This is a genomic window from Streptomyces sp. NPDC092045 (assembly GCF_044756005.1).
In the GTDB taxonomy this organism is placed as follows: domain Bacteria; phylum Actinomycetota; class Actinomycetes; order Streptomycetales; family Streptomycetaceae; genus Streptomyces.
The window spans coordinates 595,961-612,427 of the sequence record NZ_JBIVSC010000001.1 but is presented as its reverse complement, the minus strand read 5'-3'; the positions used below and the strand labels follow the sequence as shown (position 1 = coordinate 612,427).

Here is a 16,467-nt window from a genome sequence, read left to right as displayed (position 1 = left end):
CCGTGTGATCGGATGGCGGTCATGAACGATCGGACCCTGTACCTGTTCAGCAGCGCCGCCTCCCCCGTCTTCGACGTCGCACGGGTCGTCGAGGAGGCGCAGGCCGACGGCTGGGACGTGTGCCTCGGCCTCACGCCGACGGCCGCCCGCTGGCTCGCCGGCTCCCTCGACGGCCTCGCCGCCCTCACCGGGCACCCCGTGCGCTGGGACCACCGGCTGCCCGGCGAGCCGGCCGTGTGGCCGGAGCCGGACGCGGTCGTGGTGGCGCCGGCCACCTTCAATACGGTCAACCGGTGGGCGCTCGGGCTCACGGACACGTGGCTCGTCGCGGTGGCGACCGAGGGCATCGGGAAGCGCATCCCCATGGCGGTGATGCCGTGCGTGAACTCCGCGTACGCCGCGCACCCCCGGTTCGACCTGTCCCTGGACATCCTGCGCGGCGCGGGGGTGCGGGTCCTGTACGGCGAGGGGGGATTCGTGCCGCACGAGCCGGGCCAGGGGGATCCGGCGGCCTACCCGTGGCGGACCGCCCTGGACGCGGTCGGGGACGTGCTCCGGCCGTTCTGACGCGTCCGCCCCGCGCCCCGGGACGGGGTGCGGGGCGAACGCGCCCTGCGGCGACCTGACTTACTTGGCGATCGTCCGGCTGATGACCAGGCGCTGGATCTCGCTGGTGCCCTCGAAGATGGTGTAGATGGCGGCGTCCCGGTGCATGCGCTCCACCGGGTACTCGCGGGTGTAGCCGTTGCCGCCGAGGATCTGGATCGCCTGGCCGGTGACCTCCTTGGCGACCTCGCTGGCGTACAGCTTGGACATGGAGCCCTCGGCCGAGGTGAAGGGCTTGCCGGCGGTCGCCATCCAGGAGGCGCGCCAGACCAGGAGGCGGGCCGCGTCGATCCGGGTGGCCATGTCGGCGAGCTGGAAGGCGACGCCCTGGTTCTCGATGATCGGGCGGCCGAACTGGACGCGGGTCCTCGCGTAGTCGAGGGCGACCTCGTACGCGGCGCGGGCGGTGCCGACGGCCATGGCGCCGACGGCGGGCCGGGAGGCCTCGAAGGTGGCCATGGCGGCGTTCTTCACGCGCTCGCCGCCCGCCTTCGCCTTCTCCCGGGCGCGGGCGAGGCGCTCGTCGAGCTTGTCCTTGCCGCCGAGGAGGCAGTGGCCGGGGATCCGCACGTCCTCCAGGACGACCTCGGCGGTGTGGGAGGCGCGGATGCCGTGCTTCTGGAACTTCTGGCCCTGGGAGAGGCCGGGGGTGTTCGGCGGCACGATGAAGGAGGCGTGGCCCTTGGAGCCGAGCTCCGGGTCGACGACGGCGACGACGACGTGCACGTTGGCGATGCCGCCGTTGGTCGCCCAGGTCTTGGTGCCGTTGAGGACCCACTCGTCCCTGGCCTCGTCGTACACGGCCCGGGTGCGCATGGAGGCGACGTCCGAGCCGGCGTCGGGCTCGGAGGAGCAGAAGGCGGCGACCTTGACGTCGTTCGCGTCGCCGTACATCTGCGGGACCCAGGTGCCGATCTGCTCCTCGGTGCCGTTGGCGAGGACGCCGACGGCGGCGAGGCCGGTGCCGACGATGGAGAGGGCGATGCCCGCGTCGCCCCAGAAGAGCTCCTCCATGGTCATGGGGATGCCGAGGCCGGTCGGGTCGAAGAACTGCTGGGCGTAGAAGTCGAGGGAGTAGATTCCGAGCTTGGCCGCCTCCTGGATGATGGGCCAGGGGGTCTCCTCACGCTCGTCCCACTCGGCGGCCGCGGGGCGCATGACGTCGGCCGCGAAGCCGTGCAGCCAGTCGCGCACCTGCTTCTGGTCCTCGTTGAGTTCGAACGTGAACTCGCCCATTTTCCCTCCCAGCAGTATGTTACTTGCGGTAACAGCAGTCTGTTACCGCCGGGTAGGGGCTGTCAACCTGCGCGGGAGCCGTTCGGCCCGACCGGCACCGGAACCGGGCCGGGTGTTACGTTGCGACGGCCCGGCGGACACAGAAGACGGAACCGCGGAACCGCCGGGCGCGGAACCGCGGGATCGAGACCGTACGGCCGGGGAGACAGGCACATGGACATCGCGCACCGGACCACCGACCAGCAGACGCCCGCCGAGCAGCGGCGGCGCGAGCTGCTGGAGGCGGCGGACCGGGTGGTGCTCCGGGACGGTCCCAAGGCCTCCATGAACGCGATCGCGGCCGAGGCCGGCATCACCAAGCCGATCCTCTACCGCCACTTCGGCGACAAGGGCGGTCTGTACCGCGCCCTCGCCACCCGGCACACCGACGCGCTCCTCGCCGCCCTGCGGGCCGCGCTCGACGCCCCCTCCGACCGGCGCCACCGGGTGGAGTCCACCCTCGACACCTACCTCGCCTCGATCGAGGCGATGCCGCAGGTCTACCGCTTCCTCATGCACCCCGCCGAGGAACCCCACCAGACCGAGCAGGGCTTCGACGTCGGCCGCCACTCGGCCCCGCTGCTCCGCCGCATGGGCGAGGAGCTCGGCCAGGTCATCGCCGAACGCGTCGACCTGGGCCCCGGCGCCGAGGCCCAGGCCCGGATCTGGGGCCACGGCATCGTCGGCATGATGCACGCGGCCGGCGACTGGTGGCTCGGCGAGCGCCCCTGCTCCCGCGCCGAACTCGTCCGCAGCCTGGCGGACCTCCTCTGGGGTCGTCTGGCCGAGGCCGACGACCGGGCGGACGGGCCGGGCTTCTAGGGCGTGCCCTGTCGACCAGGCCGGACACCGCGCGTCCGGCGTGATCGGCGAGACACTCCTTGGAACCCGCCGGGAAGGCGCCGTCCGACGGGCCCGCCCGGAAGCCCCTCAGCCCTCCAGGACCGCCGCCCCGCCGCCCCACGGCTGCTTGCGGACCGCCCGCAGCAGACGTGACCTCCGCCACCCCGCGACGTGGTCCGCGTAGACCCCGCCCTCCAGGTGGTCGGCCTCGTGCTGGAGGCAGCGGGCGAAGAAACCCGTGCCCTCGACCCGCACCGGAGCCCCGTCCAGGTCCACGCCCTCCACCACCGCGCGGTCGAAACGGGGCGTCGGGGCCTCCAGGCCCGGCAGGGAGAGACACCCTTCCGGCCCCCTGACCACGTCCCCGTCGGCCGCCACCAGGCGCGGGTTCACCACGTGCCCCAGGTGGCGGACCTCCTCGTCGTCGGGGCAGTCGTACACGAAGACCCGCAGGCCCACGCCCACCTGGTTCGCCGCCAGGCCCACCCCGTTCGCCGCGTACATCGTGGCGAACATGTCCTCGACGAGCCGGGCCAGTTCGGGTCCGAAGTCGGTGACGGGCGCGCAGGGCGCGTGCAGCACGGGATCGCCGAGCAGGCTCATCGCTCGGACCAGGCCGGAACTGCCGGGGATGGGGCGGTTTCGCATGCCGGTAAGGGTACGGTCCGCCGTGACCTGCCCGTTTCACGGGATCGCTCGGCGGTGCCGCTGTTCGGGCTCCTGGCCGGATCTCGATAGGCTGAGCCCGGACCGACGCGAGGAGGAACAAGAACGATGTCAGGACACCCCGGTAATCCAGAGCCGCTGTCGCCGCGCGCCAAGCTGGCCGTGACGGCGGGCAGGGCCGCGGCCGCGGTGTCGCGGGCGGCGGGTCGCGGAAGCGGATCGGTGATCGGCGGCAAGGTGGCGCTGAGGCTCGACCCCGACCTCCTCGGGCGCCTCGCCCAGCATCTGGACGTCGTCCTGGTGTCGGCGACCAACGGCAAGACGACGACGACCCGGCTGATCGCGGAGGCCCTGCGCGCCGCCGGCCCCGTCGTCTCGAACGCGCTCGGCGCGAACATGCCCGCGGGCATCACCTCGGCGCTCGCCGGCGGCTCGGACTCCCGGTACGGCGTGATCGAGGTCGACGAGAAGTACCTCGCGGGCGTCGCCCGGGACACCACGCCCAAGGCGATCGCGCTGCTCAACCTCTCCCGCGACCAGCTCGACCGCGCCGCCGAGACCCGGATGCTCGCCGAGAAGTGGCGCGAGGGCCTCAACGGCACCAAGGCCGTGGTCATCGCCAACGCCGACGACCCGCTGATCGTGTGGGCCGCCTCCTCCTCCCCGAACGTGGTGTGGGTCGCCGCGGGCCAGGAGTGGAAGGACGACGCCTGGTCGTGCCCCGCCTGCGGCGGTGTCATGCAGCGCCCCGGCGACGACTGGTTCTGCGGCGAGTGCGGCTTCCGGCGCCCCGCGCCGAGCTGGGCGCTCAGCGGCGACCACGTGCTCGACCCGCACGGCTCGGCCTGGCCGATCCGGCTCCAGCTGCCCGGCCGCGCCAACAAGGCGAACGCCACCACCTCGGCCGCCGTCGCCGCCGTCTTCGGGGTGCCGCCGCAGGTGGCGCTGGAGCGCATGTACCAGGTGCAGGCCGTCGCCGGCCGCTATGACGTGGTCTCCTTCCAGAACCGCGACCTGCGTCTGCTCCTCGCGAAGAACCCGGCCGGCTGGCTGGAGACGTTCTCGCTCATCGACGGCCCGCCGGCCCCGGTGATCCTCTCCGTCAACGCGCGCGGCGCCGACGGCACGGACACCTCCTGGCTGTGGGACGTCGACTACGGCCGGCTCGCCGGCCACCCGATCATGGTGATCGGCGACCGCAGGCTCGACCTGGCGGTCCGCCTGGAGGTCGCGGGCGTGGACTTCCGCGTCTGCGAGTCCCTCGACGAGGCCGTCGCGATGGCCCCGCCCGGGCAGATCGAGCTGATCGCCAACTACACCGCCTTCCAGGACGTCCGCCGCCGCGTCGGCAACTGACCCGTAGAGGACATGCAGCATGAGTGACAGCAGCCTGCGCCTGGTCTGGGTCTACCCGGACCTGCTCAGCACCTACGGCGACCAGGGCAACGCCCTCGTCGTCGAGCGCCGCGCCCTGCAGCGCGGCCTCAGCGTCGAGCGCGTCGACGTCCGCAGCGACCAGCCGGTGCCGACCTCGGGCGACATCTACCTGATCGGCGGCGGCGAGGACCGTCCGCAGCGGCTCGCGGCCGAGCGGCTGCGGCGGGACGGCGGCCTGAGCCGGGCCGCCTCCAACGGCGCGATCATCTTCTCGGTCTGCGCCGGCTACCAGATCCTGGGCCACGAGTTCATCAACGACCTCGGCGAGCGCGAGGCCGGCCTCGGGCTCATCGACGTGATCTCGACGCGCGGCGAGGGCGAGCGGTGCGTCGGCGACGTCCTCGCGGACATCGACCCGCGTCTGGGCCTGCCCCAGCTCACCGGGTTCGAGAACCACCAGGGCATCACCCACCTCGGCCCGACGGCCCGGCCGTTCGCCCGGACCGTCCTCGGCAAGGGCAACGGCACCGGCGACGGCACCGAGGGCGCGTACAACGACACCGTCTTCGGCACGTACATGCACGGCCCCGTCATGGCCCGCAACCCGCAGATCGCGGACCTGCTCCTGAAGCTGGCCCTCGACGTGAACGCGCTGCCGCCGACGGACGACCGCTGGTACGAGGCGCTGCGCGCCGAGCGCATCGCGGCGGCCACGCAGCCCGCCTGACCGGCCCGCACGGTCCGTCCGCACCTCTCGTACGCACGTGCGTTGTCCACTGTGCGGACATCCGGTTCGGCCCCGCCACCCGGCGGCTATAGGGTGGCGGGGATCCAGCCGGACGACGTGGTCCGGGAGTCGGCCCACGTTGCAAAGGTTTTTGGGCTATGCGCATTGGCGTGCTCACCTCCGGCGGAGACTGCCCCGGTCTGAACGCTGTCATCCGGTCCGTCGTGCACCGCGCCGTGGTGGACCACGGCGACGAGGTCATCGGCTTCCACGACGGGTGGAAGGGCCTCCTGGAGTGCGACTACCGCAAGCTGGACCTGGACGCGGTGGGCGGCATCCTGGCCCGCGGCGGCACCATCCTCGGCTCCTCGCGGGTCCAGCCCGCGCACCTGGTCGACGGCGTCGAGCGCGCCCGGGGCCACGTCGCGGACCTCGGTCTCGACGCGATCATCCCGATCGGCGGCGAGGGCACCCTGAAGGCGGCGAACCTGCTCTCCGACGCGGGCCTGCCGATCGTCGGCGTCCCGAAGACCATCGACAACGACATCGCCTCCACCGACGTCACCTTCGGCTTCGACACGGCCGTCACCGTGGCGACCGAGGCCCTCGACCGGCTGAAGACCACCGCCGAGTCCCACCAGCGGGTCCTGGTCGTCGAGGTCATGGGCCGCCACACCGGCTGGATAGCGCTGCACTCCGGCATGGCGGCCGGCGCGCACGCGGTCGTCGTGCCCGAGCGCCCCTTCGACACGGACGAGCTGACCGCCCGGGTCGGCGCCCGCTTCGCGGACGGCAAGCGGTTCGCGATCGTGGTGGTCGCGGAGGGCGCGAAGCCGCGCGAGGGCTCGATGGAGTTCAAGACCGCCGGCACCGACATCTACGGCCACGAGCGCTTCACCGGCGTCGCCAACCAGCTCTCCGTGGAGCTGGAGCGGCGGCTCGGCAAGGAGGCCCGTCCGGTCATCCTCGGCCACGTCCAGCGCGGCGGCACCCCGACCGCGTACGACCGCGTCCTCGCGACCCGCTTCGGCTGGCACGCGGTGGAGGCGGCGCACCGCGGCGAGTTCGGCATGCTGACCGCGCTGCGCGGCACGGACATCGTGATGGTTCCGCTGGCGCAGGCCGTGGAGACCCTCAAGACGGTTCCGGCCGACCGCTACGCCGAGGCGGAGTGCGTGCTCTGACGGCTCCCGTGCGTGACCGTGCGTCTTCCCGCACGTGACACCCGCCCCCGGTCGCGATCGCGGCCGGGGGCGGTTCTAGTCTGGTGCGGACAACAAGCGCGAATCGGGCTCCGGGAGTGTACGGATGGATCACAGCGGGCACGGCATGACCACGGACCTGCCGCCGTTCACGCTGGGGCGGGGCCTGGAGTTCTCTCCCGACCTCTTCTTCCTGGTCGGCTGCCTCGCGGCCCTCGGCCTGTACGGGTGGGGCGTGGCGCGGCTGCGGCGGCGCGGGGACGCGTGGCCGGTGAGCCGGACGGTGTTCTTCGCGGTCGGCGTCCTCACGGTCGCGCTCGTGATGTGCACCGGGCTGAACGACTACGGCATGGTCATGTTCAGCGTGCACATGGTGCAGCACATGGTGATCTCCATGCTGTCGCCGATCCTGCTGCTGCTCGGCGCGCCGGTGACGCTCGCGCTGCGGGCGCTGCCGGTGGCGGGCCGCGGCTCGACCGGGCCGCGCGAGCTGCTCCTGAAGCTGCTGCACAGCCGGTACATGAAGGTGATCACGCACCCCGGCTTCACGATCCCGATGTTCATCGCGAGCCTCTACGCGCTGTACTTCACGCCGCTCTTCGACTTCCTCATGGGGTCGAAGCCGGGGCACATCGGGATGATGGTCCACTTCCTGATGGTCGGCGTGGTGTTCTTCTGGCCGATCATGGGCGTGGACCCGGGGCCGCACCGGCCGGGGTATGTGATGCGGATGCTGGAGCTGTTCGCGGGCATGCCGTTCCACGCCTTCTTCGGCATCGCGCTGATGATGGCCTCGGAGCCGATGGTCGAGGCGTACGCGAGCCCGCCGGCCTCGCTGGGGATCGACGCGCTCTCCGACCAGAACGCGGCGGGCGGCATCGCCTGGGCCTTCAGCGAGATCCCGTCCGTGCTGGTCCTGATCGCGCTCGTCTACCAGTGGTACCACTCCGAGCAGCGGCAGGCGGTCCGCAAGGACCGGGCGGCCGACCGGGACGGCGACAAGGAGCTGGAGGCGTACAACGCGTACCTGGCCTCGCTCCGGGCGCGGGGGAACTGACCTCCGGGAGGTCGTGGGCGGGTCTGGTGCCGGTGCGGCGCCGGGCCCGTTCCGCGTGCGGAAGCCGGTTTCCGGCGCACGCCGGAGCGTCCGGGGAGTAGCGCGCGCCCCCTTCTCCGGGTCACGATGGTCGGAACGGCTTCCGCGGCCTCGGTCGGGAGGAGGGCGGACTGATGTCCGGTCCCACGAAGACGATGACGGTGCTCACCTGCGCCGCGCTGGTGCTGACGACGGCGTACACGGTCGCGCTCGGCAGCAGCGGCTGGCTCTGGTTCGGTCTGATGGTGCTGATCGTGGTGACGATCGGGGTCGCCGCGTCGGAGAGCGGGACGGTCGCCGCCGGTCCGCGCCGCCGCCCGCCGGACCGCCCGGGGCCCACGGGTCCCGTGGGCCCCACGGGCCTCTGACGGCGTCCCCGCGCCCCCGTACGCCTCATCCGCGCGGTGCGAGGACGATCCAGACCTGCCCGGGGGCGAAGGCCAGCGGCGCCCCGTCCGGGGTGGTGAAGGACGTGCCGGACCCGGCGGAGGGCCGGGACCAGCGGGCCTCGTGAGCGCGCCCGTCGCGCAGCACGAGCGCGGTGCCCTCGCCGACGGTCTCGGTGTACGGGGAGACCGCGCCGGTCCGGTCGCGGAAGCCGGAGGGGCGGACGGTGACGCGCTGGACGACGACCGTCTCCGGAGTGAGCGGTCCGGTGTCCGTGGCGCGGGCCTCGCGGCCGTCCATGGCGACCCGCCAGGCGCGGTCGGCGGCGGACCAGGTGAAGGTGTAGCGGGCCGCCGGGTAGCGGACGGTCGAGGCGGTGGTCGGGGTGCCGTCCGGCGGGGCGGCCCCGAAGCGGAGGCCGATGTCGCGGGCGTCCCCGGCCTCCGGGGCGGCGGCGAGGGCGCGGGCGGGACGCAGGTAGAGGTTGTGCGGGGCGGCCCGGTCCGGGGAGCGTAGGAAGGCCCCGGGCGCGGTGCTCTCGGTGACCGGGTACAGCGGCGCGGCGGCGAGCAGCGGGTTCAGGGCGGACTGCGCCCCGGAGTAGGCGAGGGCGGGCCGGCCGAAGGGGGCGAGCAGGGCGATGTCGGACTCACGGGCGCTGCGGACGGGCCCGGCGCGCTCGGGGAGGCGGGAGGAGTAGACGGCCAGGAGCCGGGTGGCGCCGCCCTCGACCTGTTCGACGTAGACGAGGTCGGCCGCGCCGAGCCCGGTGTGGGGGCGGGCCGCCGCCACGTTGTCGATCTTGGCGGCGAGGACGGGTCCCGGTTCGGCGGGGAGGCCCGTGAGGGGCGAGCGGCCGGCCGGGGCCGTGGTGGGGTCCGGGTGCGGCGCGGTCGTGCCGGAGCAGCCGTACAGCCCGGCCGCCGTCAGCGCGCAGAGGAACGCGGTGAGGATCCGGCCGGGGCGTCGGGTGCCGTGTCCGCTGGTCATGAGGTGCCCGTCGGTCATGGTGGCGCTCTCCTCCCAGTGGACCACGGGCCCGCGCGCGGATACAACGGGCGTGGCGGGAAGACGAAGACATGACGGACGGACCGACGGACGGGCGAACGGGGTCGCGAGTGTTCTACCAACTGATGAAGTACGTGCTCCTCGGGCCGCTGCTCAAGCTGCTGTTCCGGCCGCGGATCGAGGGGCTTGAGCACGTCCCGGCGGAGGGGGCCGCGATCGTGGCGGGCAACCACCTCTCCTTCTCCGACCACTTCCTGATGCCGGCCGTCCTGGACCGGCGGATCACCTTCCTGGCGAAGCAGGAGTACTTCACGGGGCCGGGCCTCAAGGGCCGGCTGACGGCCGCCTTCTTCCGGGCCGCCGGGCAGATCCCGGTGGACCGCTCGGGCAAGGAGGCCGGGCGGGCGGCGATCCGGGAGGGGCTGTGCGTCCTCGACCGGGGCGAGCTGCTCGGCATCTATCCCGAGGGGACCCGCTCGCACGACGGGCGGCTCTACAAGGGCAAGGTGGGCGTGGCGGTGATGGCGCTGCGGGCCGGGGTGCCGGTGGTGCCCTGCGCGATGGTGGGGACCTTCGAGATCCAGCCGCCGGGACGGGTCGTGCCGCGGATCCGCCGGGTCGCCATCCGGTTCGGGGAGCCGCTGGACTTCTCCCGGTTCGCCGGGCAGGAGGGCGAGAAGGCGGTGGTCCGCGCGGTCACGGACGAGATCATGTACGAGATCCTGCGCCTGTCGGGGCAGGAGTACGTGGACGAGTACGCGGCGGTGGTGAAGGCCGCGGAGGCGGAGGCCGGGAAGCCCGGGGACCCTCCGGGCGGGGAGCCGCGAAAGTCCCCCGGCGGGGGACGCTGAGGGCGGATCCGCGCGAGCGGGGCGGGAGGGGGCGGACCGCCGGACGGTCCGCCCCCTCCCGCCGCCGTGCCCGTGCCGTTACGGCTGCGGGGTGGCGTGCGGGGCGCAGGTCTGGTCCACGGCGTCCAGCTTCCCGGTCAGCAGGTAGGCCTCGACCTTGGTGTTGAGGCACGGGTTGACCAGGCCGGTGATGCCGTGCGAGCCGGCGTCCCGCTCCGTGATCAGGCGCGAGCCCTTGAAGCGCTTGTGCAGTTCGACGGCGCCGGCGTACGGGGTGGCGGCGTCGCGCTCGGCCTGGGCGATGAGCACCGGCGGCAGGCCCCGGTGGGTCTTCACCTCGACCGGCTGCTGGCGCGGGGCCGCCCAGGTGGCGCAGGGCAGGTTCATCCAGGCGTTGGCCCAGGTCATGAACGGGTACTTCCGGTGGAGGCGGGTGTTGTCCCGGTCCCACTTCTGCCAGCTGGTCGGCCAGGGGGCGTCGGCGCACTCGACGGCGGTGTAGACGGCGTTGCCGTTCTCCGAGGCGATGTTGCCGGCCGTGTCGGTGAGGTCGGCGGCGGCCGAGTCGATCAGCGGCTGCGGGTCGCCGGCGGCGTACGCGCTCCAGGCCTCCGCGACCGGGGCCCACATGGAGTCGTAGTAGGGCGCGTTCTGGAAGAAGCCGATGAGTTCGGCCGGTCCGACCTTGCCGCCGAGCGGGTTCTTCTTGGCGGCGGCGCGCAGGACGTCCCACTGCTCGCGGACCTCGGCGTAGCTGTCGCCCAGGTGGTAGGTGGCGTCGTGCCGGGCGACCCAGGTCATCCAGTCCTTGAGGCGCCCCTCGAACGCGATGTCCTGGTCGAGGTTGGCCTCGTACCAGATCTTGTCCCGGGACGGGTTGACGACGCTGTCGAGGACCATGCGGCGGACGTGGGTGGGGAAGAGGGTCCCGTAGACCGCGCCGAGGTAGGTGCCGTAGGAGACGCCGACGAAGTTGAGCTTCCGCTCGCCGAGGGCGGCGCGGACGACGTCGAGGTCGCGGGCGCTGTTGGGCGTGGTCATGAAGGGCAGCACGGCGCCGCTCTTCTCGGCGCAGCCCTTGGCGTACTCGGCGGCGAGCTTGCGCTGGGCGCGCTTGTCGGCCTCGCCGTCGGGGACCGGGTCGGCCTTGGGGCCCTTGACGAACTCGGTGGGGTCGACGCAGGAGATGGGGGCCGAGTGGCCGACGCCGCGCGGGTCGAAGCCGACGAAGTCGTAGGCCTTGGCGGCGCCCGCCCAGATGGCGTTCTTGGTGGTGACGCGGCGCGGGAAGCGCAGGCCGGAGGCGCCGGGGCCGCCGGGGTTGTAGAGCAGCGCGCCCTGGCGCTCGGCGGGGGTGCCGGTGGACTTGATCCGGTCCACGGCGATCTTGATCTTCTTGCCGTCGGGCTTCGCGTAGTCGACGGGGACGGTGACCCAGCCGCACTGGATCGGCTTCTCCAGGCCCCAGTCGGCCGGACAGTCCTGCCAGTCGATGCCCGTGGCGGCGGCCCGGGCGGCGGCGACCGCGACGCCGATCGACTCGGCGTCGCGGTGGTGCCGGTCGCTCTGGGCGTTCGCCGTCGGAGCCGCGAGCGCGCCCGCGACGAGCGCGCCGGTTATCAGCGTGCCGGCCGAGCCGAGCACTGTCGTACGTCTCATGGGTTCTCCCCCGGTGGGGGCGCCGTTTCCCGTCGCGGCGCCCGGTGTTGGTGGTCCAGGAGATCCTTTCGCCAGGGAGACCCGGGAGGAAAGGGCGAACGCGTGTTTCTTTGCCGAACCCATAACCGGAGAGTGGTGTACCGCTGAGCGGTGACGTCCCGGGGCCGGACGGCGCGGTTCAGAACGGGGCGAGCGCGTCCAGGGCGGTGTCGAGGAGGCGGCGGAGGGCCAGGGCGTCCGGGGCCACGGCGGTGACGAGGGCGGCGGGGCCCGCGAGCGGGGCGATCACCGCGTGCTCCCCGAGGAGCCGGGTCTCCACCGGCTCCTCGGCGAACGCCGGATCGACGACGAGGAGTTGCCCGGTGGCCCGGTGGCCGCCGAGGACCGCGCCGCCGCCCCAGCCGCCGGGGGCGCCGGGGCCGAAGGACAGCTCCTGGTCGAGCAGGGGGCGTCCGGCGCGGCGGACGGCGAGACGGGTGGCGAGGGTGCCGGGCGGTTCGCCGTGCCGCCCGAGGACCTGCTCCTCGCGCAGGACGAGCCGCGCGGTGGGGGCGAGTTCGACCGTGGTGCGCATCCGCAGGTGCGAGCCGTGGACGGAGACCACCTGCTCGGGCAGCCAGCGGAGCACGCCGTCGTCGGCGACGTCGATCCGGACGTCGTACGCGGCGGGGTCGGCGCTCCGGCCCGGCAGGGCGAGGGTGGCCGCGGCCGAGTCGACCAGGAGCCGGGCCCCGGCCCGTACCCCGGTCTCGATCGCGAGCCGGTCGCCGCCGAGCGGGGCGCTCATCGCCCCGACGACGGTGACCCGGGCGTACGGCTCCGGCGCCCGGGTGCGGCGCAGGGCGAGGGGGCCGTCGCTCACCAGGAGCGGCAGCCCGCCGCCGGCGTCGGCGGCGATCCGGGCGGTGGCGCGCAGGCTCACGCGGTCCATGCCGCGAGGCGTGCCCGGACCCAGTCGGCGACGGGGCCGACGCCCTCGGCCGAGCGCAGGGAGGTGAAGAGGACGGGCAGTTCGCCGCGCTGCTCCTCGGCGTCGCGGGCCATCCGTCCCAGGTCGGAGCCGACGTACGGGGCGAGGTCGGTCTTGTTGACGACGAGGAGGTCGGCGGTGGTGACGCCGGGACCGCCCTTGCGCGGGATGTCGTCGCCGCCGGCGACGTCGATGACGAAGACCTGGGCGTCGACGAGTCCCCGGGAGAAGGTGGCGGTGAGGTTGTCGCCGCCGGATTCGACGAGGATCAGGTCGAGCGGCCCGACGGCGTCCTCCAGTTCCTCGACGGCTTCGAGGTTGGCGGAGATGTCGTCGCGGATGGCGGTGTGCGGGCAGGCGCCGGTCTCCACGGCCCGGATCCGCTCGGGCGGCAGGACGGCCTCGCGGAGCAGGAACTCGGCGTCCTCGCGGGTGTAGATGTCGTTGGTGACGACGGCGAGGGAGAGGGTGTCGCGCAGGACGCGGCAGAGGGCGGCGACGGTGGCGGTCTTGCCGGAGCCGACCGGTCCGCCGAGTCCGACGCGCAGGGCGCGACGGGTGCCGTCGGGGCGGTGGGCGTCGGCGGAGACGGCGCCGTGGTGGGCGTGGGCGTGGCCGAGGTGCATGGGGCGGCTCCGGGGTGGTCGTGTCGTGGAAGGGGATGGGACGTCGGGGGTGTCGGGGCGTCAGGACGCGAAGAGGCGGACCGGCCAGGACGCGTGCTGTTCGGCGGTGAGGTCGAGCAGGGGGGCGGAGGCGGCCGGCAGGGCGTCCACCCCTTCCCGGGCGGCCGCGGCGGCCCGCTCGGCCACCCGGTCCGTCTCGGGTGCGAGGCGGGCGAGGACGGCGGTGGCCCGGTAGGGGTCGAGGCCCAGGAGGCGCACCACGGCGGTCGCGGGGCCGCTGATCGTCTCGTACGCGACGCAGTGCGCCGCGTCCTCGGGGCCGAGTCCGGCGGCGCGGGCGGCGGCGCCGAGGACGACGGGCTGGTGGGCGCCGCGCGGGAAGGCCGCCGCGAGGGCGTCGAGCGCGGGGTCCGGCCAGGTGGCGCGGGCGGCCCGCATCATCTGGCGGCCGAGCCTGCGGGCGGCGGCGCGCAGGGCGGGCGAGGGGGTGCGGGCGTCGGCCGCCGCGTCGAGCGCGTGCGGGTCGAGTCCGTGCGCGGCCGCGGCGGCGAGTCCGGCGGAGGTGAGGCCCGTGGTGTGCAGGCGTCCCCGGCAGAAGGCCTCCAGGTCGTCGGCGTCCTTGATCCGGCCGGCTCCGACGGCGGCCTCGGCGCCGCCGGAGTGGGCGTGCCCGCCGGCGGGGAAGCGCCCGTCGGCGAGCACGAGGAGGGCGGATCGCGCGCCCGGTCGCGGTTCCGTCCGCTCCCCCGGTCCCGTCTTCGTCGGCATCTCCATCAGAAGAGGAAGTACCGCTGGGCCATGGGCAGTTCGGCGGCGGGGGCCGGTTCGACCGCCTCGCCGTCGATGGTCACCGTGAAGGTGTCCGCGTCGACCTCGACCCGGGGCAGCGCGTCGTTCTCGCGCATGTCGGCCTTGGTGACCCTCCGGGTGTTCCCGATGGCGGTGAACTCCTTGTGCACGCCCAGGCGTTGCGGCAGGCCGTCCTCGATCGCCGCCTCCGCGACGAAGTTGAACGAGCCGGCCGCCGCGGCCTTGCCGAGCGCGCCGAACATCGGGCGCGGCAGGACCGGCTGGGGCGTGGGGATGGAGGCGTTGGCGTCGCCCATCTGCGCGTACGCGATCTGGCCGCCCTTGAGGACGACGAGCGGCTTCACGCCGAAGAAGGCGGGCTCCCAGAGCACCAGGTCCGCGAGCTTCCCGGGCTCGACGGAGCCGACGAGGTGGTCCATGCCCTGGGCGACGGCGGGGTTGATCGTGTACTTGGCGACGTAGCGACGGGCGCGGCGGTTGTCGGCGCGGCCGTCCCCGGGGAGGGCGCCGCGCCGCTTCTTCATGACGTGGGCGGTCTGCCAGGTGCGCATGATCACCTCGCCGATCCGGCCCATGGCCTGGGAGTCGGAGGAGATGATCGAGACGGCGCCGAGGTCGTGGAGGACGTCCTCGGCGGCGATGGTGGAGGGCCGGATGCGGGACTCGGCGAAGGCGAGGTCCTCGGGGACGGCGGGGTTGAGGTGGTGGCAGACCATCAGCATGTCGAGGTGTTCCTCGATGGTGTTGACGGTGTGCGGGCGGGTCGGGTTGGTGGAGCTGGGCAGGACGTACGGCTCGGAGACGACCGTGATGATGTCGGGGGCGTGCCCGCCGCCGGCGCCCTCGGTGTGGTACGCGTGGACGGTGCGGCCGGCGATGGCGGCGAGGGTGTCGCCGACGAAGCCCGCCTCGTTCAGGGTGTCGGTGTGGATGGCGAGCTGGGCGCCGGTCTCCTCGCAGACGCCCAGGCAGGCGTCGATGACGGCCGGGGTGGCGCCCCAGTCCTCGTGGATCTTGAATCCGAGGGCCCCGCCGCGCAGTTGGGAGCGCATGGCCTCGCGGGACATGGTGTTGCCCTTGCCGAGGAGGCCGATGTTGACCGGGAAGGTGTCGAGGGCCTCGAACATCCGGGCCAGGTGCCAGGGTCCGGGGGTGATGGTGGTCGCCTTGGTGCCCTCGGCGGGTCCGGTGCCGCCGCCGACGAGGGTGGTGACGCCGGTGGCGAGGGCCTGCTCGACGACGGTCGGCGAGATGAAGTGGACGTGGGCGTCGACGGCGCCGGCGGTGACGATCCGTCCGTTGCCGACGACGATCTCGGTCTCGGGGCCGATCACGAGGCCGGGGTGGACGCCGTCCATGGTGTCGGGGTTGCCGGCCTTGCCGAGGGCGGTGATCCGCCCGTCGCGGATGCCGATGTCGGCCTTGACGATCCCCCAGTGGTCGACGACCACGGCGCCGGTGATCACGGTGTCGGGGGCGCCCTCGGCGCGGGTGGTGCGGGCCTGTCCCATGGACTCGCGGACGACCTTGCCGCCGCCGAAGACGGCCTCCTCGCCGGCGCGGCCGGGGCCGCCGCAGCGGTCCTCCTCGATCTCCACGAGGAGGTCGGTGTCGGCGAGGCGGATCCGGTCGCCGGTGGTGGGGCCGAACAGGTCGGCGTACGCGGAGCGGTGCAGCTCAGGCACGGGGGCCTCCGTCGGTGCCGGCGTTCGCGGCGGGCCCGGTCACCCGGTCGGCGTCGAGCGGGCCGGCGGTCTCGCCGCGCAGTCCGGGCACGATCCGGCGGCCGGCGATCGGGACGAGCTCGACCTCGACGGGGATGCCGGGCTCGAAGCGGACGGCGGTCCCGGCGGCGATGTGCAGCCGTCGTCCGCGCGCGGCGGCGCGGTCGAACTCCAGGCCGGGGTTGACCTCGGCGAAGTGGTAGTGGGAGCCGACCTGGACGGGCCGGTCGGCGGCGTTGAGCACGGTGAGGCGGGTGACGGGGCGCCCCTCGTTGAGGGCGACGGGGCCGTCCGCGTACAGGATCTCTCCGGGAATCATCGGCGGCGCCCGTTCAGACGATGGGGTCGTGGACGGTGACGAGCTTGGTGCCGTCCGGGAAGGTGGCCTCGACCTGGACGTCGTGGATCATCTCGGGGACGCCCTCCATGACGTCGTCGCGGGTGAGCACCTCGCGGCCGGAGGCCATCAGTTCGGCGACGGTCCGGCCGTCGCGGGCGCCCTCCAGGACGTGGGAGGTCAGGAGGGCGACGGCCTCGGGGTGGTTGAGCCGTACGCCCCGGGCCCTGCGCTTCTCGGCCACGTCCGCCGCCACATGGATGAGCAGGCGTTCCTGCTCGTGCGGGCTCAGTTGCACTCTTC

At 73.6% G+C, this 16,467-nt stretch carries 18 protein-coding genes; 8 read left to right on the top strand and 10 right to left on the bottom strand.

Features of this window, described 5'->3' with window-relative positions:
• Positions 1-21 precede the first annotated feature (21 nt).
• Positions 22-567, top strand: coding sequence for a flavoprotein (locus tag ACIQKA_RS02875; protein ID WP_383435693.1), 546 nt, complete (start codon positions 22-24; stop codon positions 565-567).
• Positions 568-627: 60 nt separating this feature from the next.
• On the opposite strand, the gene ACIQKA_RS02870 is transcribed toward ACIQKA_RS02875, so the two are convergent.
• Positions 628-1,842, bottom strand: coding sequence for an acyl-CoA dehydrogenase family protein (locus ACIQKA_RS02870; RefSeq protein WP_383155468.1), 1,215 nt, complete (start codon positions 1,840-1,842; stop codon positions 628-630).
• Between the two features lie 213 nt (positions 1,843-2,055).
• Here ACIQKA_RS02870 and ACIQKA_RS02865 point away from each other — a divergent pair, with 213 nt between their 5' ends.
• On the top strand, positions 2,056-2,703 hold the full coding sequence (locus ACIQKA_RS02865) for a TetR family transcriptional regulator (protein WP_383155470.1): 648 nt from the start codon (positions 2,056-2,058) through the stop codon (positions 2,701-2,703).
• A 108-nt stretch (positions 2,704-2,811) separates the two neighbouring features.
• Here ACIQKA_RS02865 and def read toward each other — a convergent pair whose 3' ends face one another.
• Positions 2,812-3,372 (bottom strand): peptide deformylase, encoded by a 561-nt coding sequence (def, locus tag ACIQKA_RS02860; protein WP_383160325.1) that lies wholly within the window; start codon positions 3,370-3,372, stop codon positions 2,812-2,814.
• Positions 3,373-3,498: 126 nt separating this feature from the next.
• Between def and ACIQKA_RS02855 the strand changes: the two genes are divergently transcribed.
• The 5 genes from ACIQKA_RS02855 to ACIQKA_RS02835 all read left to right on the top strand — a co-directional run bounded on the left by ACIQKA_RS02855 (position 3,499) and on the right by ACIQKA_RS02835 (position 8,160).
• A complete protein-coding gene (locus ACIQKA_RS02855; protein WP_366372509.1) occupies positions 3,499-4,746 on the top strand; it encodes a MurT ligase domain-containing protein in 1,248 nt (415 codons plus the stop codon).
• 19 nt (positions 4,747-4,765) lie between these two features.
• A complete protein-coding gene (locus tag ACIQKA_RS02850) occupies positions 4,766-5,494 on the top strand; it encodes a type 1 glutamine amidotransferase (protein WP_125667136.1) in 729 nt (242 codons plus the stop codon).
• 158 nt (positions 5,495-5,652) lie between these two features.
• Complete coding sequence (locus ACIQKA_RS02845; RefSeq protein WP_383435700.1) at positions 5,653-6,678, top strand: 6-phosphofructokinase; 1,026 nt, start codon at positions 5,653-5,655, stop codon at positions 6,676-6,678.
• Positions 6,679-6,802: 124 nt separating this feature from the next.
• A complete protein-coding gene (locus ACIQKA_RS02840) occupies positions 6,803-7,753 on the top strand; it encodes a cytochrome c oxidase assembly protein (protein WP_383160318.1) in 951 nt (316 codons plus the stop codon).
• A 173-nt stretch (positions 7,754-7,926) separates the two neighbouring features.
• On the top strand, positions 7,927-8,160 hold the full coding sequence (locus tag ACIQKA_RS02835; protein WP_383160317.1) for a hypothetical protein: 234 nt from the start codon (positions 7,927-7,929) through the stop codon (positions 8,158-8,160).
• 25 nt (positions 8,161-8,185) lie between these two features.
• Here ACIQKA_RS02835 and ACIQKA_RS02830 read toward each other — a convergent pair whose 3' ends face one another.
• On the bottom strand, positions 8,186-9,169 hold the full coding sequence (locus tag ACIQKA_RS02830) for a DUF3048 domain-containing protein (RefSeq protein ID WP_402540239.1): 984 nt from the start codon (positions 9,167-9,169) through the stop codon (positions 8,186-8,188).
• Between the two features lie 128 nt (positions 9,170-9,297).
• On the opposite strand from ACIQKA_RS02830, the gene ACIQKA_RS02825 reads away from it, so the two are divergent.
• Positions 9,298-10,038, top strand: coding sequence for a lysophospholipid acyltransferase family protein (locus ACIQKA_RS02825; protein ID WP_390106984.1), 741 nt, complete (start codon positions 9,298-9,300; stop codon positions 10,036-10,038).
• A gap of 78 nt (positions 10,039-10,116) precedes the next feature.
• Here ACIQKA_RS02825 and ACIQKA_RS02820 read toward each other — a convergent pair whose 3' ends face one another.
• The 7 genes from ACIQKA_RS02820 to ACIQKA_RS02790 form a co-directional block, all read right to left on the bottom strand.
• Positions 10,117-11,697 (bottom strand): alpha/beta hydrolase, encoded by a 1,581-nt coding sequence (locus ACIQKA_RS02820; protein ID WP_383437682.1) that lies wholly within the window; start codon positions 11,695-11,697, stop codon positions 10,117-10,119.
• A 178-nt stretch (positions 11,698-11,875) separates the two neighbouring features.
• Positions 11,876-12,619: an urease accessory protein UreD gene (locus ACIQKA_RS02815; RefSeq protein WP_402540238.1), complete on the bottom strand. Its 744-nt coding sequence runs from the start codon at positions 12,617-12,619 to the stop codon at positions 11,876-11,878.
• On the bottom strand, positions 12,616-13,293 hold the full coding sequence (gene ureG, locus ACIQKA_RS02810; protein WP_383158069.1) for an urease accessory protein UreG: 678 nt from the start codon (positions 13,291-13,293) through the stop codon (positions 12,616-12,618). The genes ACIQKA_RS02815 and ureG overlap by 4 nt, the downstream gene beginning before the upstream one ends.
• Positions 13,294-13,353: 60 nt before the next feature.
• Positions 13,354-14,061 (bottom strand): urease accessory protein UreF, encoded by a 708-nt coding sequence (locus tag ACIQKA_RS02805; RefSeq protein WP_383158071.1) that lies wholly within the window; start codon positions 14,059-14,061, stop codon positions 13,354-13,356.
• Between the two features lie 5 nt (positions 14,062-14,066).
• Positions 14,067-15,788: an urease subunit alpha gene (locus ACIQKA_RS02800; RefSeq protein WP_383442797.1), complete on the bottom strand. Its 1,722-nt coding sequence runs from the start codon at positions 15,786-15,788 to the stop codon at positions 14,067-14,069.
• Positions 15,781-16,146 carry an urease subunit beta gene (locus tag ACIQKA_RS02795; RefSeq protein ID WP_383437685.1) on the bottom strand — a complete coding sequence of 122 codons (366 nt, stop codon included), beginning with the start codon at positions 16,144-16,146 and terminating at the stop codon, positions 15,781-15,783. The genes ACIQKA_RS02800 and ACIQKA_RS02795 overlap by 8 nt, the downstream gene beginning before the upstream one ends.
• Before the next feature lie 13 nt (positions 16,147-16,159).
• Positions 16,160-16,462, bottom strand: coding sequence for an urease subunit gamma (locus ACIQKA_RS02790; RefSeq protein WP_383158077.1), 303 nt, complete (start codon positions 16,460-16,462; stop codon positions 16,160-16,162).
• Positions 16,463-16,467: the final 5 nt, after the last annotated feature.

Excerpts from the sequence above, each read along its gene's own strand:
- ACIQKA_RS02865 (WP_383155470.1), top strand. The coding sequence starts at position 2,056 with ATGGACATCGCGCACCGGACCACCGACCAGCAGACGCCCGCCGAGCAG.
- ACIQKA_RS02855 (WP_366372509.1), top strand. The coding sequence starts at position 3,499 with ATGTCAGGACACCCCGGTAATCCAGAGCCGCTGTCGCCGCGCGCCAAG.
- ACIQKA_RS02830 (WP_402540239.1), bottom strand. The coding sequence starts at position 9,169 with ATGACCAGCGGACACGGCACCCGACGCCCCGGCCGGATCCTCACCGCG.
- ACIQKA_RS02820 (WP_383437682.1), bottom strand. The coding sequence starts at position 11,697 with ATGAGACGTACGACAGTGCTCGGCTCGGCCGGCACGCTGATAACCGGC.
- ACIQKA_RS02795 (WP_383437685.1), bottom strand. The coding sequence starts at position 16,146 with ATGATTCCCGGAGAGATCCTGTACGCGGACGGCCCCGTCGCCCTCAAC.
- ACIQKA_RS02845 (WP_383435700.1), top strand. The coding sequence starts at position 5,653 with ATGCGCATTGGCGTGCTCACCTCCGGCGGAGACTGCCCCGGTCTGAAC.
- ACIQKA_RS02840 (WP_383160318.1), top strand. The coding sequence starts at position 6,803 with ATGGATCACAGCGGGCACGGCATGACCACGGACCTGCCGCCGTTCACG.
- ACIQKA_RS02835 (WP_383160317.1), top strand. The coding sequence starts at position 7,927 with ATGTCCGGTCCCACGAAGACGATGACGGTGCTCACCTGCGCCGCGCTG.
- ACIQKA_RS02805 (WP_383158071.1), bottom strand. The coding sequence starts at position 14,061 with ATGCCGACGAAGACGGGACCGGGGGAGCGGACGGAACCGCGACCGGGC.
- def (WP_383160325.1), bottom strand. The coding sequence starts at position 3,372 with ATGCGAAACCGCCCCATCCCCGGCAGTTCCGGCCTGGTCCGAGCGATG.
- ACIQKA_RS02870 (WP_383155468.1), bottom strand. The coding sequence starts at position 1,842 with ATGGGCGAGTTCACGTTCGAACTCAACGAGGACCAGAAGCAGGTGCGC.
- ureG (WP_383158069.1), bottom strand. The coding sequence starts at position 13,293 with ATGCACCTCGGCCACGCCCACGCCCACCACGGCGCCGTCTCCGCCGAC.
- ACIQKA_RS02850 (WP_125667136.1), top strand. The coding sequence starts at position 4,766 with ATGAGTGACAGCAGCCTGCGCCTGGTCTGGGTCTACCCGGACCTGCTC.
- ACIQKA_RS02875 (WP_383435693.1), top strand. The coding sequence starts at position 22 with ATGAACGATCGGACCCTGTACCTGTTCAGCAGCGCCGCCTCCCCCGTC.